Below are 26617 nucleotides of genomic sequence, written 5' to 3'. Positions count from 1 at the left end.
CTCTCCATGCTTAAGCACGTTTAGCTTCCTCAGGTACTGGTGTATCGGCCTGCATTTTCTTTAGAGCAGCCTCTTCTTCACTCCAATTCCCTCGCTTACGCTCCCCACTATCGGGCTTTCCAAAGTAGCTGCTCTTGAGCCAAGTCTGAAACGGCGTAGGCGTGTTGACAACCACGTAGATAGTTTGGCCGACGGCGACCACTGTAAATGCCCATCCGACGCCCGGGAAGGTCAATCCCACAGCCGCAGTACCCAATCGAATGGCCACGATTTTTGCGAGTTGCCGGGTGACGAGACCGCCCCCAGCGATCAGCCCCCTGCGAATCGCGGCTTTTGCGAATTGATCTGCAGCAGCCAAGAGCAAGGGTGCTGCACCTAAACCGAATAGCGCCCCACTCATCTGCATGATCTTGCTCAACTCTACGTTTCCGTCCTTCTCCAATTTTTCAGACAGGCGATACGCAATCCACGCGTTTACCACATTGCCAGCCAGACCCATACCGTAGGCTAAGCCACGTAGTCCCGCCAGCATGACACTGGTCTCGGTAGCCGCCGCGCCTTGTGTCAGCACCAGTCGAGCTTCCCAGCCCGCCGCCCCCAACTCGAAAAAGCCGCCTAGGAATCCAGACGCCCCGTCCGCAAGACTCAAGACAGCATCGAACTTCTTGTCTGCGTCGGCTCCTGCCTTCTCGTAGTCGGCCAACGCCTTGAGCAATCCAAGGCCTTGAACAACCATGCTCCCGATGGCCAGTCGCCCGTCGACGGACATTACAGCCTCCCTGGAGGCTGCCACAGTGCTACTTCCCTTCACATTCTTCCCGACTTGCTCCAACCACCCACGCATACCTTGAGGCGCCCGAGCGATCTGGGTGCGTTGCGCTTCATAGATGTCCATGAATTTGTCCACCGGCAGCGTAAGCACCGCTCCTGAAGCGGCACCGCTGGCCGCGGCGCTTTTCAGGTTATAAGCTTGCTCCTGCATGCGCACGACGTCGGCTTGAATCGCCAACTCGCGCGTAGCAATCTTGGGATCTACGTTCAGTTTGGAGATGGTGGTTGCATCGGTGATGAACCCGATGCTCACGCGCCCCTGCTTAGCCCATTGCCGTGCAGTTTTCTTGTTGACCGGCTGACCTCTGCCTTTCATGATTTGTCGAGCCGTCTCAGGGTCAAAGTGCACCATCATCAAGACAGGGACATTGGGGGTCTTTCCTTGCAGTGCAGCCGCCAATGCCTCTTCACTGGCGCGATGAATCAGCGCCATCCCTTGCGCTCGTTCCAGGCGAGCGAACATCTTGGCATCAATTGCAGATTTCGCTCCAGGCGAGACTTCCCGAAATGCTGCGCCGGCACTTTGTGCTGCCGTCGCCGCCAAAGCGCTGACCAATCCGGCCGAAAATCCCAAGGTAGCATTGGTTAGCCAAGAGACGGCCTTAGCCGTTCCTTGTGAAAGGGCTTGCCCTCCGGTAGTCTTGGCCTGAGTGAACTCGCCAATCAATCCCTTCATGAAGTCGTAAACCTTGTCCCGCTTCTCGGAAGCAATCTGTTCGCTCAGGTTCGACTGATTCGCAACCACAGCCCGCAACATGATGGCGTCAGGTTTGGTGATGTCGGCGTCTATTTGGGCTTCGAACGTTTTGCTCAGAACACCGGTCAAAGGCTCCGGCGTATAGGACAACCACGCTTCTCGGGTGTAAACGCTCCCCGCACTGCAGCCGCTTCGCACGTGCTCGCTGCGGCTGTTGCGATCTTGCTCATCGAAATGCTGCTCGAAGTAGCGCAGGAAGAACCCGTCCTTCAGCGCGATACCCCAGTCAGCCTCATAGCGTTTGAGGGGCTCCAGATACAGGCGTGTCATGTCAGCCTCGAAAGTCGACTGCCATCTTTTGCGCTGACCTTCGTCGTAGTACTTGTCCATCTTGGCCCAAGCTTCGTCAGATTCTTTCTTCGCCCATGAAGCCGCGCGCACATCCTGATCGGGGAATACAACGCGTCCTAAATCTGCATTGCTGAATACCCGCTTATAGGGAGCCAGCAGAATTTGGCTGTACCAGTTGTCGCCCGTCGCCGACTGCACCAAGACCGCACGTTGCTCAGCGGTCAACGCCTCCCAGTTCGTCCCAGCAGGAGGAGCGCTTGCCAGGTATGCCGTCCGTGTCCGAAGAGGAGAAACCGCATCCAAGGAGCGTTCATTGGCATCGGCGATCAAGCTCCCCTTGAGAGTCTCAATGACACGATTGACCTCGAAAGGCTGGCGTATCTCGGGCTTGAGCATGTACTGCTGGCTCAGCTCGTGAAACCGGAGCCGAAGCGCATTCAGTTCCGCGGCCAAGCCCACCGGATCCCGCAGCACCACAGCTCGCTCCTTGCCCACCGTCTTGGGATGACACGCAGCTGCTCGCTTCAGGTTGTCGGCCAGACTGTCAACAATGGACGCAACACTATTGAACTGAAAATCGTGATCCTTCGCCTTGTTGATGTTCAAGTTCGTTAGCGCGCATTCCAGCACCCGGCTACGGAGATTTGGCGCTGTCGGGACAAAGCTTCCTGCCGTGCTGCCGCCAGCAAGATCCACCTCCATCATGGCGTCTGGATTGGCTCGATTCTGCTTTCTTATTTTCTCGTTCCATAGATTGGCGCTGTAGGCGATCCATATGACGGGAATCTTGTGCGCCTGTGGAATATGCAGAAGGCGCATGCCCGCTGCGTTGTGCGCGGTATTCGAGCAGGCCGGAGGAGGAGGAGTCTGGGCAAACACCGGGTCGCTCTGCTCGACGAGATCAGCGTTTTCAGTGACACGATAGACCAGCCACTCTTTCATCCCCTTCGGCGGGCTTGGAATATGGACATGCACATAGCCGGCACGCAACAGCCGCAGCACGTAGCGACTTTCATTCAATTCAAAGCCAGGTACTAGGCCGCTCGTATCGGTCTGGAGTGCTTCAGTTCCCGGTGGCACCAAGGCCCCATTTATCGCAATAGGGCTTGGTCGTAGCAAGAGAAGCGACAGGCCGCTCTTGTTGCAAGCGTCGCAGCCGCTTGGGATGGTCGTGCTCATGAGGAGATGCCCTTCAACATCAAAGCGCGCAAGGTGTCGCTCAGGGTATGCATGTTTTCGGCGAGTCCGCTTTCTTCTTCAGGCGGAGCCTGCAAAAAAGTTCGCACTCGAACATCACGCTCCAGCCCTGGATGCAGAAGATCCAGCGCCGCCCACGCACTTCGATCGCGGGGGTGAACGAAGCGCGAGGGCCACCGCTGCGCCGCCAACTCGGCACGGTCGAGGGATGCCACGACCCGTGTGTAGATATCGTCGTCTTGCCACACGCCCTCGCACAGAGCGCGATCGCCCGATCGCGCGAGTTCGCCGAGCCACCGAGCTGTAGTCACATGCATCCGTTCACCTTGCATAAAGAGCGCCCATTCTTCGGCCGTCAGACGCAGTGGTTCGATCTCGTCTTGCGCATGGGTCAGTTGCTCAATTCGCCCGCGTGCATCCAAGTAAACCCAGCGCCGGAGGCGGCCAAACTGCGCTGCGACACGCGCATCGCCCACCACGTGCCGCAGCCAATCGAAGACACGCCGATCCGCTAGCCGCATGTAGCGGGCGTCAGTCCAGGCCGACGTGTTCACACGTAGCATCGGCGCCAGCACCTCCGCAAGGTCGTCGCCAAACAGACTCGTTTGCAACCAACTGATGCGGTGTATGCCCGTGCCGTCCGATGCCAAGCCATCGGCTTGCGAGGCCTCGCGCTCGGCCAAGGCCATGTCGAACGTATCAGAGAGCCATTCGTCACTCGCACCGTGCAGTGTCACGAGGTAAGGGTGCTGCGACTTCGCCAATGGCACGCGTGGATCGAGCGACACGGCCGTGACCTGACGACCCCACGCTTTTTCACGCGCCACCTGTAGCGCAGCGCGGTCAGCAGAGGCATCCATGGATACCGGGATGGGCTCTCCCTGCATCGGATCGACCAGCACGTAGAGAGACGTCGCGCTGTCGAATATCTCTTGCAACTGTTCCCGCGTTGCAACGCCAGACGAAGGCCGCCCCGTCATATCGCACTGACGCCAGCTGCCCCGGCACTCGCGAGCTTGAAGGGGCACCCTTGCAACTCACCTTGACCCACGCTGTTGCTACTGGTGTCCCCTTGCGGCCCCACAAAGTTATGCATCCCCCTGAACGTCACCTTCCCCGGCGCATGGATCTTGATGCTCGAGCCTTCCATCTTGATGTACGCCCCCGCGCTGGTCAGCAGCACGTGCTTGGGTGCTTCGACATCGACGTCCTTCGCCGTGCTGGAGATCGTCACTTTCTTATCGCCTGCGATCTTGGTGGCGCCGGTCTGACTCTGCAGGCTCACCTTGCCACTGGCCGCATGCAGTGCAATGCCGCGCTCCTGGTTCGGTTCGCTGCCTTCTCCGGCCTTCGCGCCCACGGTGTACAGGCTCACCCCCTTGGCCACGCTTACCGCGATCTGCCCTTGCGCGGGAAGGTCGATGTCCTGGCTCGCGACGATGGCGGTGTGCTGGCCGCTCACGGCGATCACTTCCTTGGGCGTGACAAAGCCGATGCCCATCGGCGCGCTGAACTGCAGGTGCGGCTCGCTGTACGCAGTGACGCTGCCGTGGCCGCCTTCTGTGGCCTTGATGTCGCTGCCGCTTGATCCGTTGTTCGATCCGGCAGCGCCGCCTTCCTGCTTCGCCTCCAGCACTTCAGCCACGTGCTTCAGCGCAGCGATGGCCGGCAGATCACCAGGAGCACCTTCACCCTTGATCTGCGCCTTCTGCGTCTGCGCACTCTGCGCGAGCGACGTGGCAAGTTCTTCGGCCTGCTTCGTCTGCTGCTGCGCTTCGCGACTCGCCATGAACGCGCCCTTGGCGTTCGGCTGCGCATAGGCGCTCACGAGCAGCCCCGCGCCTGCACGGATGGCGCCTTGCGCGGTGGTGGCCAGCTCGGCGCCGTGACCGCGACCCTTGCCGCGTGCGTTGTCGTCCTGCTGCTTGTGGTGGCCCAGGTGCAGGCGGCTGCTGGCTTGCGTGGTGGCCAGGCTGGTGCTGCCCTGGCCCGGGGTGTCGTCGAAGACGAGCTGGTTGTAGCCCCCGTCGCCGCTCTGGCTGGCGCTGAGCTCCTGGGTCTTGATGCCGCTGAAGACGGCGTTGTGCGCATGCTCCTTGGCGCCCTTGCCTTCGCCGGCGAACCACGCGGGCGCGTTGCCGGTGGACTGGGCGGCGCCTGCTGACTTCTGGTTGTGCTGGGCGTCGACCTGGCCGGCGCCGTTGTACAGCGCGGCGACGACGACGGGGCGGTCGATGTCGCCGTGATGGAACTCCACCAGCACTTCCTGGCCCACGCGTGGCAGGCTCATCTGGCCCCAGTTGTCGCCGGCGGCGCTGGCGGCCACGCGCACCCAGGCGCCGAGGCGGTCGGCGGCGGGGGCGTTGTCCTGGCCGTCGGTGCGCGACTGGCGTGCGCTGGACGCACTGCCGCGCTGCCAGTGGAATTGCACTTTGATGCGGTGGTCGCGGTCGGTGTGGACCGGGGCATCGGTGCCACCCACGCCGATGACGATGGCGCTCTGGCTGCCGTGCACGCTGGGCTTGGGGTGGATGCGCTGGCCATGGCCGTCCAGGCTCAGCGGCCGATAAGGGATGGCCGCGCGCACGGTGGTGAATTCGTTGCGGTAGTGGGTGACGGCGTCTGCTTTTGCATCGGCGTTGCCGCTGTCGACCTTTGCATCGAGCTCGGTGGCGATGTCGGGCAGGCCCAGTCGCTCGCCGATGCCGGTCTTCAGGTCTTCGTCGAAGTTGTTGCGTGCGATGTGGCGCACGGCGAGCACGGCGAAGCGGCGGTCCTGCTCGCTGTCCTTGTCGTGCTGCTCGTGGCCGCTCAGGGTGAAGGTGGTGGCGGGTGCCAGGGTGCGCACGGCGCTGCGGCCTTCGAAGCGCTTGTTGCGCAGCTCCAGTGCCTGCAGCGCGTTGGCCAGCAGGCGCTCACCTTGTGCACTGGTCTCCCAGCCGTAGGCGCCGGGGTCGTCGCTCCAGTGCAAGGTGCGCTGGCCCGCGGCGCGGCTTTGCTGTTGCACGGGGCGCGCGCTCACGCTCTTGTAGTCCCAGCTGTGCTGCGCGAGGCTGTTGGTCTGCAGCTGACGGTGGCCGCGCCACTGCTGGATGGTGTCTTCGCGCTCGCTGGCATCGGCGCGGTGGAAGCGGATGGTGGCTTGCGGGTTGGCACGGAAGGCGCCGGCGTGGTCGGCGATGACGAGCGTGTGGTTGCCCAGGGCGCCGTCTTTGCCGGTGGCGTGTTCGAACCAGTAGTACAGGCCTTCTTCGGCCAGCAGGCGCGCGACGAAGTCGAAGTCGCTCTCCTGGTACTGGGTGGTGATGCCGCGCACAGGGTAGATGTCGCGCTGCGCGATCTCCCAGCGCCACTGCGGCACGAGCTGGCCCTGGCTCTGGTAGCGCCCGAACACGGCATCGACGATGTCGAACACGCTCTGGTGCTGGAACAGGCAACTGTCCTGCCGATACCTCAGGAAGGCCATCCACGGTTCGATGACGAGCCGGTAGCGCGCCATGCCGCCGTTGCTCGACACGCACTCGGCCTCGCTCACATGGCCGTGGAAGGGGCGCAGTTCGGTGCGGCTTTGCGCGGTCTGCAGGTCCAGGCGCACGCCCTGGCCGATGAGGGTCTTGAGTTCGATGTGGGCGTCGTCGCTCAGCGCGGTGAGTTCGAAGCGAAAGCCGCCGTCATCGATGCTTTCGATGCCGTCCAGGCGCTCGGCCAGCAGCTTGTTCTCGCCCAGCGGCGTGTGCAGCACCAGCAGGCGCTCGCGCTGCGTGGTGCCCGCGCGCATGAGCCCGCCGAGTGAGGCCGATGTGAAGTTCGTCGTCATTGTTATGGTTCTCCCGTGGGCACGCGCCGTGCTGCGCCTAGGTGATCCGGTAGCGGAACTCGCCGCCTTTGCCGCAGCTGGCCTTGATCTTCGCGAGCGGCGTCTCGTCAGCCATGCGCGTGAGCACGGCCTCGGCAATCTCGGGTAGCAGGGTGCCGTTGAGGATGTGGTCGACGTTGCGTGCACCCGAGTCGACCTCGGTGCAGCGCGCGAGCACGGCCTCGACCAGCGCGTCGTCCCACTCGAACACGGCCTTGTGGTTGGTCGCGATGCGGTCGCGGATGCGCCCGAGCTTGAGCGCGATGATCTGCTCCAGCACCGCATCGGTGATCGGATAGAACGGCGCCACCTTCATGCGCCCCAGAAAGGCCGGCTTGAAGACCTTCATGAGCACGGGGCGCAGCGCGTCGGCCAGCGCGTCGGGCGCGGGGCGTTCTTCATCGGCCTTGTTGAGGCAGGCCTGCATGATCTGCGACGAACCGATGTTCGACGTGAGGATGATCAGCGTGTTGCGGAAGTCGATCTCGCGGCCCTCGGCGTCGTCCATCATGCCCTTGTCGAACACCTGGAAGAACATCTCGAGCACGTCGGGGTGCGCCTTCTCGACCTCGTCGAGCAGCACCACGCTGTAGGGCTGGCGACGCACGGCCTCGGTGAGCACGCCGCCTTCGCCATAGCCCACGTAGCCGGGCGGCGAACCCTTCAGGCCCGACACGCTGTGCGCCTCCTGGTACTCGCTCATGTTGATGGTGATGAGCTTCTTCTCGCCGCCGTAGAGGATGTCGGCCAGCGCGAGCGCGGTCTCGGTCTTGCCGACGCCCGAGGGGCCGACGAACATGAACACGCCGCGTGGCTTGTTGGGGTCTTCCAGGCGCGCGCTCGCGGTGCGCACGCGCTGGGCCACGGCGGCGAGCGCGTGGTCCTGGCCGATGACGCGCTCGGCGAGCAACGTATCGAGGGCGCGCACGGTCTTGATCTCGTCCTTGACCATGCGGCCGAGCGGCACGCCGGTCCAGGCGGAGACGATCTCGGCGACGACGTGGCCGTCGACTTGCAGCGGCACCATTGGCGTGGTGCCTTGCAGTGCGTGCAGTTCGGCGAGCAGGGCATCGAGCTGGTCGCGCGCGGGGTCTGCGGCGGCTGCGGCTTTCTTGCGGCTGGCGGCGCGGGCCGGTGCCTTCTCTGCCACTGCGGGTGCGGCCTCAGGCTGCGCGGCCGATTCGTCGCGTTGTGCACGCAGTGCGCGGATGCGTTCGACCAGCGCGTTCTCTTCGGCCAGGCGTTGCTGGCTCGCGGCGAGTTCGACCTGCAGTTCAGCCTTCTGCTCTGCCAGCTCGGCGAGGCGCGCCTCATGGCGCCCGCCGGCCGCGGTGTCGCGCACCAGTGCGGCGCTCTCGGCCTCGATGCGTTCGAGGCCGCGGTTCGCTTCCTCGATCAGCGCCGGCGTCGCGCTCTGCCCCAGCGCCACTTTGGCGCACGCGGTGTCGAGCACGCTCACCGCCTTGTCGGGCAGTTGCCGCCCGCTGATGTAGCGGTGCGACAGGCGCACGGCCTCGGTGATGGCTTCGTCGAGCACGCGGATGTTGAAGTGCTTCTCCATCAACGGCACCATGCCGCGCAGCATCGCGGCGGCCAGCGTCTCGCTGGGCTCTTCGACCTTCACGACCTGGAAGCGCCTCGCGAGCGCCGCGTCCTTCTCGAAGTATTTCTTGTACTCGCCCCAGGTGGTGGCGGCGATGGTGCGCAGTTCGCCGCGTGCCAGCGCGGGCTTGAGCAGGTTGGCCGCGTCGCTCTGCCCGGCCTGGCCGCCCGCGCCGATCATGGTGTGGGCCTCGTCGATGAACAGCACGATCGGGTGCGGGCTCTTCTTCACTTCGGCGATCACGTTCTTCAGGCGGTTTTCGAACTCGCCCTTCACGCTCGCGCCGGCCTGCAAGAGGCCCATGTCGAGCGTGTGCAGCGCCACGGCGCGCAGCGACTCGGGCACGTCCTGCGCGGCGATGCGCAGCGCCAGCCCTTCGACCACCGCCGTCTTGCCGACGCCGGCCTCGCCCGTGAGGATGGGGTTGTTCTGGCGACGGCGCATCAGGATGTCGATGACCTGGCGGATCTCGGTGTCGCGGCCGATGACGGGGTCGAGCGCGCCGTCGCGCGCGCGCTGCGTGAGGTTGGTGGTGAACTGGTCGAGCGCGGGCGTCTTGCCGGGCACGCCCGCGGCCAGCGGGTCGGCCGGCGCTTGCTGTGCGTCGCCTTCGGCGGCCACGCCCGAGGCGCCGGCTTCCGCCGCTTCGCTCGACCCGTCGGTGAGCTTGTCGAAGTCGTGTTTCAGGTCTTCGAGGCGGATCTTGGCGAACAGCGGCGAGCCGCGCTGCGCGAGTTGTGCCAAGTCGGGCTGCGTGAGCAGCGCGAGCAGCAGGTGGCCCGAGCGGATCTGCGCCGCGTGCGCATCGAGCGAGGCCAGCAGCCATGCCTGCTGGAACAGCTGCTGCAGGTGCTGCGAGAACACCGGCGTGCGCGTGTTGCCGTTCTTGAAGGTCTGGATCTCGCGCTCCAGGTCGGACTGGATCGCGCTGGCGCTGATGCGGTTGGCGTGCAGCACGCGCGCGAGGTCGTTGTCGGTCTGCTCGAGCAGCGCCAGGAACAGGTGCTCCAGGTCGACCTCGTAGTGGCCGTGGGCCAGGCACAGGTTGGCGGCGCGCTGCGTGGCCATGCGGGCGCTGGCGTTGAGCTTGGTGATCAGTGTCTTCAGCGAGGTGCTCATGAGCGGTGGTGTTCTTCTGTCGGTCGTGTTCGTTGAAAGGTCACTGCAGGGGCTGAAGCTCGTACTGCGTGTCGCTGCGGTCGCTCTCGGCGTCGCAGGTGGTGATGAAGCTGTCCCAGCCGAGGTGGCTGCCGCCGCTGTCGCTGAGCTGCACGGCGGCCACTTCTTCGCGCGCCAGGATCAGGCGCACTTCGTATTCGCAGGTCACGCCGGCGAGCAGTGCCAGCATTTTTTCGAGCGCCTTCGCATGTGCGCGGCCCGGAAAGAACTCGCGCAGCGCGCTGCGCTTGAGCGGGCCGATCCACAGGCGGATGCGCAGGTCGCGCTGCCAGATGCGTTCGCCCGCCATCGCGTTCTGGCCCAGGCTCACGTTGCCTTCGCCCAGCTTGGAACGCTGCTGCACAGGCATGTCGTACCACTTGCCGAGGAACTGCTCGATGCGGATGTGGCTGCGAAAGTAATCGGACAGCACGCGCTGCAGGTACGCCGCCGACATCGGCCGGTGGCGCACGGCAGCCGCATAGCCGGCCACGGTCTCGTCGAACACGGTGCCCGTGCCGTCGGTCAGCGGATCGCGCTGGGCCGTGTGCTCCAGCCCGGCCATCGACAGCAGCACCGGCAGGTAGGCGCGGCTGCGCTCGTGCTCGTAGTGCAGCGGCAGGCGGTACTTGCGCCAGGCCGCATAGAAGAGCGCGGCGGCGCGGTTGCTGAACACGTCGAGAAAGGCGCGCGCCGAGCTGTCGCGCAGATGCTGCTCGCGGCGCATCAGCATCTCGGTGTAGACGATGGGCAAGGCGCCCGACACACCCAGCATGCCGAACGACGCGGGCGTGAGTTCGATGCGGCTCAGGCCGTGCTCGTCCTCATGCGGCAGTGGCGGCTCGCACAGCTGCGCACCCGACATCAGCTCGCCCACGGCGTCGCGCACCGCCAGCGCCTCGATCTCGCTGGGCGGAAAGTTCAGGCTCGTGGAGCTGCGAAAGCGCACCCAGCGCGGCACCATGCGCTCGCCGGGCACCAGGCGCTGGTGCACATCGCGCTCCTGCCGCTTGAGCAGCATGAGCTCGATCAACCGCACCGCCTGGAAAAACTCGAAGCGGTAGGGTTCGCGCAGCAGCCTTTCGGCTACAGGAGGATCGATTCGCCGCTGCGGGGCTTGCATCGCACCAGCTCCTCCTTGTCGCGCGCCGAAACGATCACCAGTTGGGTGAAGCTGTTCAGGTGCACATAGAGACCGAAGAAATGGTCCATCACGCGGGCGAAGGCCTGCAGGCTGCTGCCCACGAAGCCGGTCTCGTCGACCGTGAGCCTGAGCTCGATGCCGCGCACGAAGGTCGCGAAGGGCTTGCCGGGCAACCACTGCGTGGTGGCCTGCTGCTCGATCGCGGTGATGGCCTCGATCTGCCGCGCCGACACGGCCGAGCGGCCCAGGTCATACAGCCGCAGCATTTCCTTCAACGCCGGCAGCCCGCTGGTGGCCAACGACAAATGGTTGAGCGACAGGTGCGACACCAGCCGCCACTGCACGCCCTTGCCGCGCGGCATGCGCAGCGTCTGCGTCGGGCGGCGCAGCATGCGGATCGAGCGCGCCACCGAGTTGCCTTCAATGAACAGGTCGCCGCCGGGCAGGCCGAAGGCCAGCGAATGCGGCAGGTCGCGGTTGGTGCAGGTGAGGTCGATGCTCAGCGTTTCGGTCTGCGGCAGCGAGGGCTGGAAGTCGATGTCGACGATCGAGAGCTCGGTCTCGTAGCCCGGGCTGCGCTGCGCCACGAGTTCGTTGCGCCGCGCAAACCAGTGGTGCTCGGCCTCCTTCGGGTGCTCGCCGTGGTGCAGCGAGTAGAAGGGCCGGAACTCGATGTAGGCGTCGCCCTCGGCGGTCTGCTTCACGAGCTTGACCGCGTCGATGCTGTAGACCTCGAAACCGAAGGCGCGGCGCGCATCGGCCACCACCGGGTACGCGGCGGCGGCGTGCGTGACACGAATGGGGTCGCTGCGCTGCTTGAAGAGGTTGATGACGGGCGTGCAGCCCAGCCGCAGGTTGCGGCTCGACACGCCTTCGAGCAGCCGCGCCGTGGGCGAGTCGGCGCGCACGTCGGTCATCACCAGGTGCAGCGTGATCGAGCGGCAGGAGCCGATGTGGCGCAGCGCGTTCGCCAGGTCGATGTCGACGAAGTTGAACTTCTCGGGGAACGCGAAGTATTCGCTGAGCAGGCGGTAGGCCGGGTGCGAGCGCGCCGGCAGTTCGATGAGCGCATCGGCCTCGTCGAAGCCGACGGGATGCAGCGCCTCGCCCTGCACCAGCGTCCACTTGCCGCTGCGCTCGGGCTCGACGAAGACTGCGGCCGTCTTCAAAAAGATGGCATCGGCCAGCGCCGTGGCCAGCGAGGGCTCGGCGTCGATGAAGGTGCGCAGGCGCGCCAGCGTGAGTGCCAGGGTGCCGAGCGACTTCTGCTCGCCGGTGGCCTCGAGCGTGACCGACAGGCAGCCCGTGGCGTTGCGCGGCAGCGAGGCCTGCGCGGGCGCGTTGACCACCGAGTGGTAGACCACGTTCGACACCTGCACTGCCGCCAGCGTGACGTCGTACACGCTGCGAAAACGGCAGGCGCCGCCGCGCACCGGCTGCGAGGTGAGCTCGGTGCCGCGCGCGATGGTGATGGGCTTGCTGAGCTTGGCGAGCGCCGCGCCGCCGGCATCGAACTGCGCAATGGAGCACGACGGAAAGGGCCGCAGGTAGTGCGGGTACATCACCTCGAGCAGCGCTTCGGTGAGCTCGGGGTAGTCGTCGTCGAGCTTCTTGCTGATGCGGGCCGTGAGCAGCGCGAACGACTGGATCATGCGTTCGACGTGCGGGTCTTCGCTCGCGTCGGCCGAGATGGCCAGGCGCGCCGCGATCTTCGGGTAGCCCTTGGCGAACTCCTGCGAGTAGCCGCGCAGGAAGGCCAGCTCGCGTTCGTAGAAGGGCAGCAACTCGTCCATGGTGTGGGTCGTGGGCGCGGATCGCGGCGCTAGGCGTACCGGCTCTTGCCGGTGCCGCGGGTGATGGAGTACTGCAGCGTCGTGGGCTGCAGCATGGCGTCGAAATTCACCGGCTCGGACAGCTCGGGCAGCACGAGCAGGGCGGTGATTCCGAAATAAAGCATGTGGGTGCTGGCCTGGCCGTCGACCTCGAGCGACACCGAGACATCGCGCAGGCGCGACTCGTGGCGGGCAATGGCCTGCTCCAGCGAGCGGCAGATGAACGAACGGTCGTAGTGGCTCGCGAGGCTCAGGCCCGAGAAATCGCTCAGGCCGTAGGTCATGACGGAACGCCGGCACTCGGGGTAGGCCTCGAGCTTGGCGTCGTCGAAGACCATGCGCGTGTTGAGCAGGGACTCAAGGTCGCGTGCGACCACGTTCTTGACCTCGTCAAGCGACAAATGGCGCAGCACCGGCGAAGCCGGACCGCGCCAGTCGTCATCGAACAGCTTGTCGAGCAGGCCCGGTTCGAATCCTGTCATGGGTCACTCCCTGTCTCTCGCGTCAAACAGCGGGCACGCAAGGCGCCGCGCAGGGCGCGGTGCCAAAAAGAAACCGCGGCCTGCGCCGCGGTCCACGTTGCCCGACTTACGTCAGACCGAGTAGGTCTTGTCGTTCTTCGTGAGGCTCCAGGCGCCTTGCGAGTTGCCGCCCTGGTTGCCGCCGATCTTCTGCTGCGTGTACTTCCACTGCACGGCGGCGTACTTCAGCGAGAAGGTCTCGCTCGGCACGCTGGCCACGTCGGTGCTCACGACCTTCGGGTTCACGCTGGCGATCAGCACGTACTTGAGCTTGATCTCCATGTACTGCACGCGCTTGCCTTCGCCGTCGGCACGGTAGAACTGCACCGTGACTTCGTCGAAGGTGGTGCCGCCCGACGCGTGCTGGTACAGCAGCGGGCTGACGACGTCCATGTCCTTCGTGAAGACCATCTCGCCGTGCTCGCAACGCTCGGCGGTGTGGCCGCCGGCGGTCGACGCGGTGGCCGAGCGCGGTTGCACGATGCTGTGCTGCCACGAGCTGACTTCGATCCAGTCCTTGTGGTCCTTGTCCTGCGACTCGCCGTTGATGGCCGGGCTGCCGAATTTGACGTAGATATCTTTCATGTTTCTTCCCCTTCTTGATTGATTACTGACAGTTAACGTGTTGAAGCACAGCCTTCAGGCCGTGCGCCCCGATCTGCCTCCTTACTTATTCACTGACTTCGGCAGATCGGCGACCAAGCGCAGTGAAATAGACAGTTCATCCAGCTGGAAATGCGGGCGCAGGAACGCGACCGCGCGGTACACGCCGGGCCGCCCGGGCACTTCGCCGACCTGGATGGCGGCTTCGCGCAGCGGGAATTGGGCTTTCTGTTCCTGCGTCGCGTTGTCGTCGAGCAGCACGTACTGCGCGATCCAGCGGTTCAGGAACTGTTCGACGTTGTGCGCCGAGGCAAAGCTGCCGATCTTGTCGCGCATCATGGCCTTGAGGTAGTGCGCGATCCGCGACACCGAGAAGATGTACTGCAGCTGCGCCGACAGCACGGCATTGGCGTTGGCGCTGTCGGTGTTGTACTTCTTGGCCTTCTGCAGCGACTGCGCGCCGAAGAACGCCGCGTAGTCGGAGTTCTTGCAGTGCACGAGCGGAATGAAGCCCAGGTCGCTGAGCTCTTTTTCGCGCCGGTCGGTGATGGCGATTTCGGTCGGGCACTTGAGCGCGATCTCGCCTTCGTCGGTCTTGAAGGTGTGCGTGGGCAGGTCTTCGACCAGGCCGCCGCCTTCGACACCGCGGATGGCCGCGCACCAGCCGAAGTCGTCGAACGCGGCCGTCAGGCGCGTGGCGAAGGCCCAGGCGGCGTTGCACCAGAGATACTTGGCGTGGTCGGTGCCGTCGACGTCTTCGACGAAGTTGAAGCTGTCGACGACTGTGCCGTCACGCGGGTGGTAGGGCAGTCGGCCGAGGAAGCGCGGCAGCGTGAGGCCGACGTAGCGCGAGTCTTCCGAATCGCGGAACGACTTCCACTTGGCGTATTCGACGGTGTCGAACACCTTGGCCATGTCGCGCGGCTTGCCCAGGTCGGAGAAGCTCTCCAGGCCCAGCAGCTCGGGCGAGGCGGCGCCGATGAAGGGCGCGTGGGCGGCAGCCGCCACGTGCGCCATCTGGTCCAGGAAGTACATGTCTTCGGGCTGGCGCGTGACGTCGAAGTCGCCCACCAGCGCGCCGAACGGCGCACCGCCGAAGGTGCCGAACTCTTCTTCGTAGACCTTCTTGAACATCGCGCTCTGGTCGAACTCGACGGCGGCCTTGAAGTCGCGGATCAGGTCGCGCTTGGTGGCGTTGATGACCTTGATCTTGAGCATCGTGCCGGTCGGCGTTTCCTTGACCAGGTACTCCAGGCCGCGCCAGGTGCTCTCGAGCTTCTGGAACTCGGGCGCGTGCATCACGGCGCTGAGCTGCGCGGAGATGAGCGCGTCGAGGTCGGCCACGCGGGCGTCGATCATGGCCGACACGTTGTCCGAGACGATCACCGAGCCTTCGAGGACCTGGCTGACGAGTTCGCCGATCAGGTCCTTGGTGCGCGTGTGTTCCACGTCGGACTTGGCGACCTTGCTCTTCTCGACGATCTGGTCGAGCAGGTCGACGGAGGCCTCAGACGAAGCGGCACCGCTCGATGCCGATAGTGCTTGCGCGGTCATGTTCAGCTTTCGTCCTTCTTGCCGACGCCCTGTCCCAGGCGCTGGAGTTGCTCGGTGTTGTTCAGCACGTCGGCCAGCAGGTCTTCGAGCTTGCTGTTGCCGGCCATCTTGTTGCGCAGGTCGGCCAGCTTGGTGCGCGCGTCGAGCAGGCGCTTGAGCGGCTCGATCTGGTCGACGACGGCTTCGGGCGAGAAGGCGTCCATCGAGTTGAAGGTGAGGTCGACGCCGAAGCTGCCGCCGCGCCCGTCGAGCTTGTTCGGCACCTGGAAGGCGGCACGCGGGGCCACGCCCTTCATGACGTCGTCCATGTTGTCGCGGTCGATGCTGACGAACTTGCGGTCCTTGAGCTTGGGCTGCTCCACCTCGGACTGGCCCGCCAGGTCGGCGATCACGCCGACGACGAAAGGCAATTCCTTTTTCTCGATGGCGTCACCGAGTTCCACGTCGTACGTGAGTTGCACGCGCGGCGGGCGCACTTTTTGAAGCCGCTTCTGCACGCTCTGTCTTTTGGTCGCCATAAGTTTCGATACCTTCGCAATAGGACTGAGAAACGAATTAAAAAGTTGTACGGCCTATTCCTAAACCGCACGCCCATTCGTTAATACATTGGTTTAAAAACCAATTTCAAAAACAAAATAATTACTTGAGGGCGTCAAATGGATTGCCACCGCCGCCGGCGCGCGGGGCGGGCGCGGCAGGTGCCGGACGCGGCGCCGCGACCGGGGCCGGCCGTGCGGCAGCGACCGGGGTCGGCGCGGCGGACGACGGCGAAGGCGCCGGGTTGGATGCGGCGGCGCGGCGCGTGGGCGTCGGCCGGGCTTCCGGGCCGGCGGGCACCAGCACCGACAGGCCCAGGGTTTCGCGCAGCAGGGCGGCCAGCCGGTAGGCGTCGGCGTTGGCGTCGCCGCTCAGGCTGCTGTCCTTGCCCAGGTCCTCGATGGAGCGGGCCGCAAGGCGCAGGCCGCCCACGGCGGTGATGCTCTTGGCCTGGCGGCTGGACGGATCGCGGCGCAGCGACTCTTCGGCGGCCGAGATGGCCAGGCTGTAGCGACCTTCGTTGAAGTAGATCTGCGCGATGCGCGACCACGGCTCACCGCGGGTCGGGTTGTCGGTGGCGAGCTGCTGGTACTGGCGGATGACGGGCGCCTTGTCGCCGGTGGCGGCTGCCGCGGCGGCATCGACGTCGGCCAGGCTCTTGTTGTAGGCCGCGGTGGCCTGGGCAACGGCCGCGTCCGGCGTGGTGGTACAGGCCGACAAAAAGACGGTGCTCGCAATGGCACCGGCAATCATCGTGCGAGACATGATTTTTCGAATCGACACATTCCCCCCTGATCTGACTTTTTAGCTGGCCGCAATCATTCATTAAATTGCGACCGTTGACAATAACAATACACGATACTACAGCCGCGTGGATGGCAAATGACGGGAGCGGATTAATGCTAATTTCCTAATCGAAAGTCATTTTCGAAATCGGTTAATCCTATTTGGTCCATCACAATATTGTTACGACTCGCTTTTAATGAAAATATTAATTACATCTGGCGCGCTGCTGGCCGCGTTGATGCTCGGCGGGTGCAGTTCGCCGGCGCTCACGATCGCCAACATCGCGCTCGAGGCGAGCGGACTGAAGAAACCCGAGCTGCCCGAGTCGCAGAAGCCGCCGCGCAAGGTGACGATGTCGATCGCGGCGGGCAAGAACCTCAACGCCGACGGCCGCAACCGCCCGCTGTCCGTGGTGATGCGCATCTACAAGCTGAAGGAAACGACGGGCTTCTACCAGTCGTCGTTCGATGCCTTCGTCGCGCCGGGACGCGACAAGACGCAGCTGGGCGACGACCTCGTGGAGAGCCGCGAGATCACGCTCATTCCCGACCAGCAATACACCTGGACCGAGATGGTTCCGCGCACCGCCAACGCGGTGGCCGTGGTGGTGCTGTTCCACTCGCCCGATGCCCAGCGCTGGCGCTTCGCCTTCAACGCCGCCGACGCCGAGAAAACCGGCATCGTGATGGGCGCGCATGCCTGCGCGCTCACCGTCACGACAGGCGCGGTGGTGGGCCAGCAGAACGCACAAGGCGCGGCCCCCACGGGCGCACTCAACCTGTTGGGGCCGGTCACCTGCCGGCCCTCGCCCGCCTGATCTGCAGCGACGGCGGGCCTGTTCAAGTCGACATGACGATGCGATACATTCCAAAAAAATCGAGGGGAGTTGATCCGACGTGAGCTATGCAGCCAAGGTCCTCTGGGGAGAGGGCTTGTTTCTACGCCCCCAGCACTTTCAGCGCCAAGACGCGTACCACGAGGCGCGCCTGCGCGCCACGGCGCAGGCGCTGCATCCGTACTTCTGGGGCGTGCGCTCCATCAGCTTCGACCTCGATGCGCTGGCCAGCGGCATGCTGCGCGCTTCGCAGCTGTCGCTGGTGTTCCCCGACGGCGAACCCTATGCGGCGCCGCAGGCCGACGCGCTGCCTCCGCCGATCTCGCTCGACACGCTGAGCCCGGGCCAGAACGAGATCACCTTCTACCTGGTGCTGCACCCGGTGAAGGAGCTCGGCAAGAACTACACCGACCCCAACGAAGAAGGCTTTGCCGCGCGCTACACGAGCGACGCGACGCAGTCGCTCGACCTGTACACCAATGCCGTGAGCGCCGAGGTGGTGTTCCTGCGCAAGAGCGTGAAGCTGCTGGCCGACACCGAGCCGCGCGAGCAGTTCGTGTCGATCCCTGTGATCCGCATCCGCCGCACCGCCGCGGGCGGCTTCGAGATCGACCGCAGCTTCGTGCCGCCGTGCACGAGCATCGACGCCTCGCCCACCGTGTTCCAGCAGCTGCGCCGCCTGCTCGACGTGCTGCAGGCCAAGGTCAATTCGCTGTACGGCATTCACCGTGAACCGAGCAAGAACATCATCGAGTTCCGCTCGGGCGACATCGCCTCGTTCTGGCTGCTGCACACGGCCAACTCGGCCTTCGCGTCGCTCTCGCACCTGTTCCATCACCCGTCGCTGCACCCGGAGCGGCTGTTCCAGGAACTGCTGAGCCTGGCCGGCGCGCTGATGACGTTTGCAAAGACCTACTCGCTGAACGACCTGCCGGTGTACGACCACGAGAAGCCGGGCCCGGCCTTCGCCGAGCTCGACCGCATCGTGCGCGACCTGCTCGACACCGTCATCTCCACGCGCTACTTCGCCATCGCGCTCACCGAGACGCGCAACGCCTTCTACCTGGGTCGCCTCGACTCCGGAAAGATCGACGAGAAGACCGTGTTCTACATGTCGGTCACCGCCAGCATGCCGGCCGCCGAGCTGGCCGAGGTGGTGCCGCAGCGCTTCAAGATCGGCGCGCCCGAAGACGTCGACAAGCTCGTGCTCTCGGCCATGCCGGGCGTGCGCATCGTCTACGCGCCGCAGGTGCCGCCGGCCATTCCGATCCGCGCGGGCGCCTGCTACTTTTCCATCGACAGCAAGAGCCAGCTGTACGACCGCATGCTGCAGGCGCAGAGCGTCACCATCTACGCGCCGGCCGGCATCCCCGACATGCAACTCGAACTGATCGCCGTGACCGGCTGATCCGCCTGATCGTATGAACACCACCACCCTGAACAAGGCCCCTTCCCTGCTGGGCGCCGACGCGCCGCCCGCGTCGTTCACGCCCGCAGGCGTGGCGCCCGACGCCGACTCGAGCCTGCTCGACCTGCTGTACGACGGCTTCGTGATGCTGTTCCTGCTGAAGAAGAAGCAGCAGCCCGCCACCACCGAGCAGTTCCTCACGGGCATCCGCAACTACCTGGGCGAGTTCGAGCGCAACGCGCGCAAGCTCGACGCCACGGCCGAGCAGATCCACGCGGCCAAGTACGCCTTCTGCGCCACCGTCGACGAGTTCGTGCTTTCGGCGCCCGAGTTCGCGATTCGCTCCGAATGGGAGCGGCGGCCGCTGCAGCTCACGCTGTTCGGCGACCAGCTGGCCGGCGAGAACTTCTTCCAGATGCTCGAGGTCGAGCGGGCGCATGGCGCCGCGCGCATCCAGACGCTCGAGGTGTTCTACATGTGCCTTCTGCTGGGCTTCCAGGGCAAGTACGCCATCGACGGCACCGAGAAGCTGGCCTACCTCACGGCGCGCGTGGGCGACGAGATTGCCAACGCGCGCGGCAAGCGCACGCCGTTCGCGCCGCACTGGCCGCTGCCCGACCTCATCTCGCACTCGCTCAAGCGCGAGGCGCCGCAGTGGGTGGTGGCCGCGCTGTTCTCGCTCATCGGCCTGCTCGGCTTCGTCGGCCTCTCGGCGCACCTGGGCAGCACCACGCAGGGCGCACTCGCGAGCTACCAGGACATCGTGAAGCTCGGCCCGCGCCAGGCCAACCTGACGATCTCGCTGCCATGACGGCGCGGCTCGATCTGCCGGCGTTGCTGGCGCCGATCTCCGAGGCCAAACCCTGCGGCGAGGACATGCTGTTCTCGCGCGAGTTCGACGCCATCCAGGAAGCGCGCAAGCACGACGATCCCTCGCTCGAACAGGGCGAATGGGTCATCGAGCTGAAAGAAGCCAACTGGCCCTTCGTGATCGCCGAGTGCGACAAGCTGCTGCGCGCATCCACCAAGGACCTGCGGCTGGGCGTGTGGCTCACCGACGCGCTGGCCAGCCAGCGCGGCTTCGAGGGCCTGGCCGACGGCTACCGCCTGCTCACCGGCCTGTGCCGCCAGTACTGGGACGAGCTGCATCCGCAGCCCGAGGGCGGCGACATCGAGATGCGGATCGGCACCGTCACGTGGCTGATCTCGCGCTCGGTCGAGCTGCTGCAGCGCGCGCCCATCGTGAGCGACGGCAGCACCGGCCACAGCGCGCTGGTCTGGGAGACCGCGCTGGCGCTCGACCAGGCCATCCGCCGCACGCCAGCGCAGGCCGACGAGCTGCAGCGCAACAAGGTGACGGTCGACCAGTTCGACCGCCTGCGCCGCGCCACGCCCGCGAAGTTCCTGCAGAAGACGCACCGCGACGTGCACGCCTGCGAGCAGGCACTGGCCGAGTTCGAGGCCGTGTTCGACGAACGCACCGCCTCGAACGGTCCGAGCTTTCGCGCCGCGAAGGACGCGGCCACGGCCATCCGCCAGACCGTCGAGCGCTTTGCGCGCGAGGCCGGCGTGCCGATCGACAACGGCGCGCCGCAGCCGACCACCGCCGTTGCACCGGCCGCCAGTGCACCGACGGCCCCGTCACGCATCGAACCCGTCTTCGACGCCGCCATGCCCCACTCACCTTCCTCGTACCACGCGGTCGCGCACGCGCCCGCCGCGCAGCCGCCCGGCATCCACAGCCGTGCGCAGGCCATTGCGCAGCTGAAAGAAGTGGCGGCGTATTTCGAGCAGACCGAGCCTTCGAGCCCGGCCGCCTACATGGCGAACAAGGCCGCGCGCTGGGCCGACATGCCGCTGCATGCCTGGCTGCGCAACGTGATCAAGAACGAGCAGGAGCTGGCCCAATTGGTGGACCTGCTCGACCTGCCGAAGGGCGACGACGAATCGCGTTGACTTCGCGCCGAGGGACAGAAGAAAGGCCCGCGTCGCGGGCCTTTTTCGTTAGCGTCCGACGCGGAACTCGATGCGCCGGTTGCGCGAACGCCCCTCGTCGGTCGCATTGCTCGCCACCGGCTGGTCGGGGCCCACGCCCGAGGTCGTGAGCGTCATCGGATCGATGCCCTTGCCCACCAGGTAGCCCTTGACCGACTCGGCGCGCGACTGGCTCAGCGCCAGGTTCGACGTGCGGTTGCCGGCGTTGTCGGTGTGGCCCACCACCGCCACCGACTTGTTGGTGAGCTTCTGCAGGATCGGCGCCATCTCGTCGAGGATGGCGCGGCCCTTGCTGGTGAGCGTGGCGCTGCCCAGCTCGAACTCGATGGTTCGGTTGCCCAGCACCTGGTCGACCGCGATCTGCTCCGACACGGGCACGCGCAGGCTGTTCTTGATGGTGTAGGTCGGGTTGAGCGAATTCGCCATGTCGCTCACGATCTTCTGGCGCAGCGCCTCGTTGCCGACCTCGCCGCTCAGCGCCATCTGCGTGCCCTCGATCTGGAACTGGCCGCGGTGGATGTCCTTGAGCGAAGGCGTGATCAACCGCTGCACGTTGGCGGCCCAGTTGGCCGGCATGCTGACGGTGCTCACCACCTCGATCTTGTCGATCACGCCGCTGGGGCCGTAGATGCGGCGCAGCGCCTCGATGACGGCGGCGCGCGTGGCTTCGTCGGGCACCTGCCCGCCGGCCACGACCGGCTCGCCCTTCCCGACGGCCGCGGCCGTGGTTTCGACGCGCGCGGCGGTGGCGCCTGCAGCCGGTTGTTGCTGTGGTTGCTGGGCCTGCACGGCCGGCACGAGCGCGAGCCCGCAGGCCATGGACAGCACGAGAACGCGCAAAGAACAATTCATGACCGTGTCATTCCCCGATGAAGACTTCGCGAAAGGCGGTGAGCACGATGTCCAGCGGCAGCTGCGGCTGGTCGAGGTAGCTCACCAGCTTGAACATCGCGTAGTTGCTGTGGATGGTGTCCTCGACCCATTCCGGGTTGTCGATGTCGATGTTGTGCTCGGTGTAGACCTGCGGATGCAGCACGCTTTGCAGGCTGCGCGGCGACAGGCCGTTGAAGCCGATCACCAGCCGCGCGCGGCCGTCGATCTCGGTGACCAGCAGCACCAGCTCGAAGTCGGCCTTCGCCAGGAACTGCGACACCATCTCGAGCCAGAAGGTGGCGATCAGCGAGCGGTCGACCGGGTCGCGCGGCAGCGGCAGCGTGAGCCCCTTGTCCAGGTGCGACACCGCGCTGGCCATCACCGGCTGCAGCAGCAGGCCCAGCGCCAGGATGGCGCGGCGCAGCGACACCTTGTGGCCGTCGAAGTTGAGCATCTGCTCGATGCGCAGCAGGCTGGTGTCGCGCGTGAAGGCCGCATAGGTGGCGCGCGAGGCCGACTTCTTGAAGCCGGTCTCGATGGCCGGGTCGATGGCCTCGAACTTCTTCAGCTCGTTGTCCAGGTCGGTGCCGGCCGCCAGCGACTGCACCTGCACCGCCATGCGGTCCCAGTAGGGGCCGACCAGCATCGGCGCGCCGCGCATGAAGTCGAGCGCCTCGTCGACGTCCACCGAGGTGGCCGCCAGGAACGGGTAGCGGCGCGACGACTCGTCGCGGCTGGCGCGCAGGTGCCCCGCGATCGCCACGCGGCTGCGCGAGCCCAGGCACACGAAGTGCATCGGCGCCGCGTTGTCGTAGATCAGCTTCCAGCGCGGGTCTTCCGACAGCATCTCCATGGTCTGCGACAGCCAGTGGTCGAACACCTTGATGAGCTGCGGGTTGTACAGGCCCTTCACGAAGTCGCCGCGTCCGGGCAACTTGCCGAAGTAGCACAGCTGTTGTGGCGCGCTCATTTTCCTGCTCCCCCTGCCTGCACCGGGACTTGAGCCGGTGCCTGAACTGTTGCTGTGGCGCGCGGCGCACCAATCTCCGCGACCGTCGGCGGCAACACCGTGCCGCGCAGGCCCTTGCCTTGCGGCGAATCGCCGCCCGAACCGGCCGACTGCGTGTTCTGGATCACCCGCAGCTTGACGGTCACGCTCGCGTTGTCGCGCGCCCACGTGAGCTCGAAACTGCCGTCGGGCAACTTGGTGCGCTGCGCCGTGCTGAGCAGCCGCTCCAGGCCGAAGTTGCCCGGCTCGTTGATCAGCTCGACCGTGCGCCCGTCGAAGGTGACGGCGGTGATCTTCGCGCCCGGCGTGCCCTGCGCGTTGGGCCAGACGAAGTTGGACCACTGCGGCGGCGTGTTGCGGTAGCGCAGCTGCTGGCCGTCGATTTCGACCATGTACTCCGTCAGGCCCGACACGGGCTGCGGCAGGATCTGGAACAGCGTCTGCGGCTGCGCGCTGCCGCCGGCACCGGCTGCGGCGCCGCCCGACAGCGGCGCCACCCACTGCGCAAAGCCGTTCACGAAATCGGGGCTCAGCGTGAGGCCCTGGTCGCCCCAGGCGCGCGGCGACAGCAGGTCGCCGCGGCGAATCACCAGCGATCCCAGCGTGGTCGTCACGAACTTGCCGATGGCGCCTTCAGGTCCGAAGAACTGCGCGATTTCCGCCGGCGACGCTTCGATCTTCGCGCTCGCCGAGAACGGGTACTTGGTGGCCAGCGACTGCTGGAACGGCTGGTGCACCTGCGCGCTCCAGATCTTGTTGACCTCCACCGCTGTTGGCTGCACCGTCACTGCGTACGCCTGCAGCAGCGGCCGCACGAGCAGCGGGCGCAGTGCCTGGCGCTGCGCGGCGTCCATGCCGGTGAGCATCTGCTCGTCGACGTACTTGAGCGCGTCGGCCAGCTCGGAGCCGTTGCCCTCCAGCGTCTGCTGCATGAGCTGGCGCGCGCCCGGTCCGGGGTCGCCCTGGTTCTTGATCTGGTTGAAGCGCCCGCGCAGCTTCGACAGCGTGCCCAGGTAGCCGCGCAGCAGCGAGGTGTTGTCGCGCTCGACCACCAGGCGCGCCACGCCCGCGAACTCGCGGCCGATCGGACCCATCGGAATTTCCGTGGCACCGCCGTTGAGGTCGACGTTCACGTTGACCTGCGAGGGCGTGGCGCGGCTGAAGAGGCGCTTGAACCAGTTGAAGGCCCCGGTGCGCGCCTGCTGCAGGCCGGCATTGACCAGCGAGGGGTTGTCCCACGAGGTCTGGTCATACACCGTGTCGAAGACCTTGCGGATCGGCGAGTTCTGCGGATCGCCGAGCTGGTTCATCGCGACCACGGCCTGCTCGAAGCTGCCCATGTCCTTCACCGCAATGCCCTGCAGGAAGCGCTGCCACTCCTTGGCGTACTCCAGCTTGTACATGGTGGCCAGCGTCTTGCGGATCTGCTCCGGGCTGCCTTCGAGCGTCAGGTCGTCGTTGCCGGCGACGTTGAGCACCCAGTCCTTGCTCGATGTCTCCTTGTTGGCGGCGTCGCGGATCGCATCGTCCACGTACTGCTGCCAGGCCTCGCGCGTGAACGCGCCCGAGATGGCGACGCTGCCGGCCAGCGTGCCTTCGCTCTCGGCACCACCGGCCGTGGCCCCGAGGATGCGTGCCACGGTCATCGGCGCGAAGCGCGTCGAGGCGCGCGCCTTGATTTCGGCGTACACGCGTTCGCGCGCCGGCATGCCGCGCACCACGCGGCGCAGGTTGTCGCGCGTCTGCTCGACCAGCGCCAGGTTGGTGTCGGCCAGCGCGGGCCAGTTGTCGTCGCCCACGCGGCGCAGGTAGAAGGTGATCATGCGTTCGGCGTCACGGATGACCGCCGCACGCGGCATGTCGCCGCGGTTGCTCTCGAGCCAGCCGCGCCAGAAGCGCGAGATCTGGTCGGTGAGGTGGGCCGTTTCCACCTGCCGCTTGTCGGACAGCATGAGGTAGGTCTTGAGCGCGTTGTAGGCGTCCTGCACATCGGCCGGCGAAGAGCCGGCATACAGGCCGCCGCCTTCCGGCACTGCGGCGGGCGCCGTGGGGGTCGCGGCACTGGCGACCGGCAACGGCGCAGGCGCGGTGCCGCCCGTCAGCGCGGCCACCGCATCGGCGCGCTTCAGGCGATCGGGGTGTGCGTTGACGTCGCGCAGGAAGGCCTGCAGGTTGTCCGACACCGGCGCGAGCATGAGCTGCTTCACGCCGCCGTAGTACTCGGCCACGAGCTTGTCTTCGAGCTGGTTGCCCTGGTACAGGCCCAGCGACAGCGACAGCGGCCGGTCGTTGCGGAATTTCTCGAGCTGCTCGATGCGGTCCTGCAGGATGTTCAGCGCCTCGAAGCGCGTGCGCAGGCCGTTGTCGCTGGCTTGCAGCTTGACCACCTTGTCGAGGTCGGCCTGCACGTTCTCCACCAGCTGGCGGTTGCCGAGGTACGACCACGTCCAGCCGCCGAGCAGCAGGCCCAGCACGGTGACGAACGCGAAGAAGCTCACGTAGCGCACGCGCGCCTTCACGGGACTGGAGAACTGCCGCACCGTCTTCTTGTCGGCAAAGATCACCTTGGAAAACAGGTCGCGCAGGAAGAACCCGTTCTGCGAATAGATTTCCTTCGACTTGGTGGCCGCGTTGCTCAGCGTGAGCCCGAAGCGCTTGGCGATGCGCTCGGTCGACAGGCTGCGCATCGTGCCCTCTTGCAAGGCGCTGGTGAAGTAGAAGCCGCGGAACACCGGCTTGTGCTGGAACGGGTTGCTCTCGAACAGCGTGGCCAGGAAGGCGCGCAACGCGGGCTTGATGGCCGCGAACTCGAGCGGAAAGATCAGCAGTTCGGGCGACGGATCGCTGCTGCGGTGGTTCGCGAAGTGCGAGACGCTGATTTCCTTCAGACCCATGTAGAGCTCGTCGAAGCGCTTGTCGAACAGCGCCACGGCGTCCTGCTTCTCGTCGCCGTCGTAGGGCAGCGAGGCGCCCCACACGCGGTCGCGCTCCATCTTGTCGCTGTCGCCGAAAAATTCTGCAAAGCCGGTGATCAGGTCGGCCTTGGTGAACATCACGTAGACCGGCGCGAACACCTCGAGCCGCTCGGTGAGTTCCTGCATGCGCTGGCGCAGGTTCTTGGCCAGCTGAATGGCGAAGTCGGGCCGGCTGCCGATCAGCTCGGGAATGCTCGCCGTGATGATGATGCCGTTGATGGGCGCCTTCGGCCGGTACTTCTTGAGCAGGTCCAGGAAGCCGAACCACTCCTTGCGGTCTTCCTGGTGAATGGAATAGCGGCCCGCCGTGTCGAGCACGATGCCTTCGGTGGTGAAGAACCAGTCGCAGTTGCGCGTGCCGCCGATGCCCTGGATCACCGCGTTGCCCTTGTCGGCGAACGGGAACTGCAGGCCCGAGTTCAGGATGGCGCTGCTCTTGCCCGCCGCCGGGTTGCCGATGACCATGTACCAGGGCAGCTCGTACAGCGCCTCGCTGCCCGACATCTGCCCGATCTTCGAGGTCTTGATGGTCTTGACGGCCTCGACCATGCGCCCGCGCAGCTCGTCGATCTCGGCCTTGCGCTCGGGGTCGCTGTCACGCACGGCCGCGTCGGCCTGGTCCTCGAGCATGTCGCCGAGCTTGCGGTTGGCCGCGCGCGTGCGCATGCGCCGCACGAACCACACGAGCAGCCACAACAGCAGCAGCACCACGAAGATGCCGACAGCCCAGATCGCGCCGACTTCGAGCGTCTGTGCCCCGAGCAGCAGGAACGCGCCGAGCGCGATGGCGCCGATCACCGACAAGGTGCGCGGATCGGCCAGGAAACTGAAGAATCGCCGCATAGAAGTTTC

The 26617-nt window shown here is 65.7% G+C and carries 18 protein-coding genes; 4 read left to right on the top strand and 14 right to left on the bottom strand.

What is annotated here, in order from left to right:
* Positions 1-10 precede the first annotated feature (10 nt).
* The 11 genes from GFK26_RS08450 to GFK26_RS08400 all read right to left on the bottom strand — a co-directional run bounded on the left by GFK26_RS08450 (position 11) and on the right by GFK26_RS08400 (position 16649).
* Positions 11-3058, bottom strand: coding sequence for a T6SS effector BTH_I2691 family protein (locus GFK26_RS08450; RefSeq protein ID WP_153281607.1), 3048 nt, complete (start codon positions 3056-3058; stop codon positions 11-13).
* On the bottom strand, positions 3055-4014 hold the full coding sequence (locus GFK26_RS08445; RefSeq protein ID WP_153281606.1) for a hypothetical protein: 960 nt from the start codon (positions 4012-4014) through the stop codon (positions 3055-3057). The genes GFK26_RS08450 and GFK26_RS08445 overlap by 4 nt, the downstream gene beginning before the upstream one ends.
* A gap of 38 nt (positions 4015-4052) precedes the next feature.
* Positions 4053-6893 carry a type VI secretion system Vgr family protein gene (locus tag GFK26_RS08440; protein ID WP_153281605.1) on the bottom strand — a complete coding sequence of 947 codons (2841 nt, stop codon included), beginning with the start codon at positions 6891-6893 and terminating at the stop codon, positions 4053-4055.
* Positions 6894-6930: 37 nt separating this feature from the next.
* Positions 6931-9654 (bottom strand): type VI secretion system ATPase TssH, encoded by a 2724-nt coding sequence (tssH, locus tag GFK26_RS08435; RefSeq protein ID WP_153281604.1) that lies wholly within the window; start codon positions 9652-9654, stop codon positions 6931-6933.
* A gap of 40 nt (positions 9655-9694) precedes the next feature.
* A complete protein-coding gene (gene tssG / locus GFK26_RS08430) occupies positions 9695-10816 on the bottom strand; it encodes a type VI secretion system baseplate subunit TssG (protein ID WP_153281603.1) in 1122 nt (373 codons plus the stop codon).
* A complete protein-coding gene (gene tssF / locus GFK26_RS08425) occupies positions 10780-12630 on the bottom strand; it encodes a type VI secretion system baseplate subunit TssF (RefSeq protein WP_153281602.1) in 1851 nt (616 codons plus the stop codon). Before tssF ends, tssG begins: the two co-directional genes overlap by 37 nt.
* Positions 12631-12659: 29 nt before the next feature.
* Positions 12660-13151 carry a type VI secretion system baseplate subunit TssE gene (gene tssE / locus GFK26_RS08420; protein WP_153281601.1) on the bottom strand — a complete coding sequence of 164 codons (492 nt, stop codon included), beginning with the start codon at positions 13149-13151 and terminating at the stop codon, positions 12660-12662.
* A gap of 111 nt (positions 13152-13262) precedes the next feature.
* The gene (locus GFK26_RS08415) at positions 13263-13775 is read right to left on the bottom strand and encodes an Hcp family type VI secretion system effector (RefSeq protein WP_153281600.1); all 513 of its coding nucleotides are present in this window, start codon (positions 13773-13775) and stop codon (positions 13263-13265) included.
* Positions 13776-13856: 81 nt separating this feature from the next.
* Entirely contained in the window at positions 13857-15347 is a 1491-nt protein-coding gene (gene tssC / locus GFK26_RS08410) for a type VI secretion system contractile sheath large subunit (protein WP_153281599.1), read from the bottom strand.
* Positions 15348-15349: 2 nt separating this feature from the next.
* Positions 15350-15865: a type VI secretion system contractile sheath small subunit gene (tssB, locus tag GFK26_RS08405; protein ID WP_153281598.1), complete on the bottom strand. Its 516-nt coding sequence runs from the start codon at positions 15863-15865 to the stop codon at positions 15350-15352.
* A 121-nt stretch (positions 15866-15986) separates the two neighbouring features.
* On the bottom strand, positions 15987-16649 hold the full coding sequence (locus GFK26_RS08400; protein WP_228121948.1) for a tetratricopeptide repeat protein: 663 nt from the start codon (positions 16647-16649) through the stop codon (positions 15987-15989).
* A gap of 217 nt (positions 16650-16866) precedes the next feature.
* Here GFK26_RS08400 and tssJ point away from each other — a divergent pair, with 217 nt between their 5' ends.
* The 4 genes from tssJ (at position 16867) to tssA (ending at position 20869) form a co-directional block, all read left to right on the top strand.
* A complete protein-coding gene (gene tssJ, locus GFK26_RS08395; RefSeq protein WP_153281597.1) occupies positions 16867-17487 on the top strand; it encodes a type VI secretion system lipoprotein TssJ in 621 nt (206 codons plus the stop codon).
* 79 nt (positions 17488-17566) lie between these two features.
* Positions 17567-18913: a type VI secretion system baseplate subunit TssK gene (gene tssK, locus GFK26_RS08390; protein WP_153281596.1), complete on the top strand. Its 1347-nt coding sequence runs from the start codon at positions 17567-17569 to the stop codon at positions 18911-18913.
* A 28-nt stretch (positions 18914-18941) separates the two neighbouring features.
* Positions 18942-19724, top strand: a complete 783-nt coding sequence (icmH, locus tag GFK26_RS08385) for a type IVB secretion system protein IcmH/DotU (protein ID WP_194274114.1) — start codon at positions 18942-18944, stop codon at positions 19722-19724.
* Entirely contained in the window at positions 19721-20869 is a 1149-nt protein-coding gene (tssA, locus tag GFK26_RS08380) for a type VI secretion system protein TssA (RefSeq protein ID WP_153281594.1), read from the top strand. Before icmH ends, tssA begins: the two co-directional genes overlap by 4 nt.
* Before the next feature lie 48 nt (positions 20870-20917).
* Here the strand turns inward: tssA and GFK26_RS08375 are convergent, their stop codons facing one another.
* The 3 genes from GFK26_RS08375 to tssM are packed head-to-tail and all read right to left on the bottom strand — an operon-like array spanning position 20918 to position 26608.
* Positions 20918-21760, bottom strand: a complete 843-nt coding sequence (locus tag GFK26_RS08375) for an OmpA family protein (protein WP_153281593.1) — start codon at positions 21758-21760, stop codon at positions 20918-20920.
* A 7-nt stretch (positions 21761-21767) separates the two neighbouring features.
* Positions 21768-22751 carry a type VI secretion system-associated protein TagF gene (tagF, locus tag GFK26_RS08370; RefSeq protein WP_153281592.1) on the bottom strand — a complete coding sequence of 328 codons (984 nt, stop codon included), beginning with the start codon at positions 22749-22751 and terminating at the stop codon, positions 21768-21770.
* Complete coding sequence (tssM, locus tag GFK26_RS08365; protein WP_153281591.1) at positions 22748-26608, bottom strand: type VI secretion system membrane subunit TssM; 3861 nt, start codon at positions 26606-26608, stop codon at positions 22748-22750. The genes tagF and tssM overlap by 4 nt, the downstream gene beginning before the upstream one ends.
* Between the last annotated feature and the right edge of the window lie 9 nt (positions 26609-26617).

This window comes from Variovorax paradoxus (genome assembly GCF_009498455.1).
Classification (GTDB): Bacteria; Pseudomonadota; Gammaproteobacteria; order Burkholderiales; family Burkholderiaceae_C; genus Variovorax; species Variovorax paradoxus_H.
This window is presented reverse-complemented; position numbering and strand designations above follow the sequence as displayed.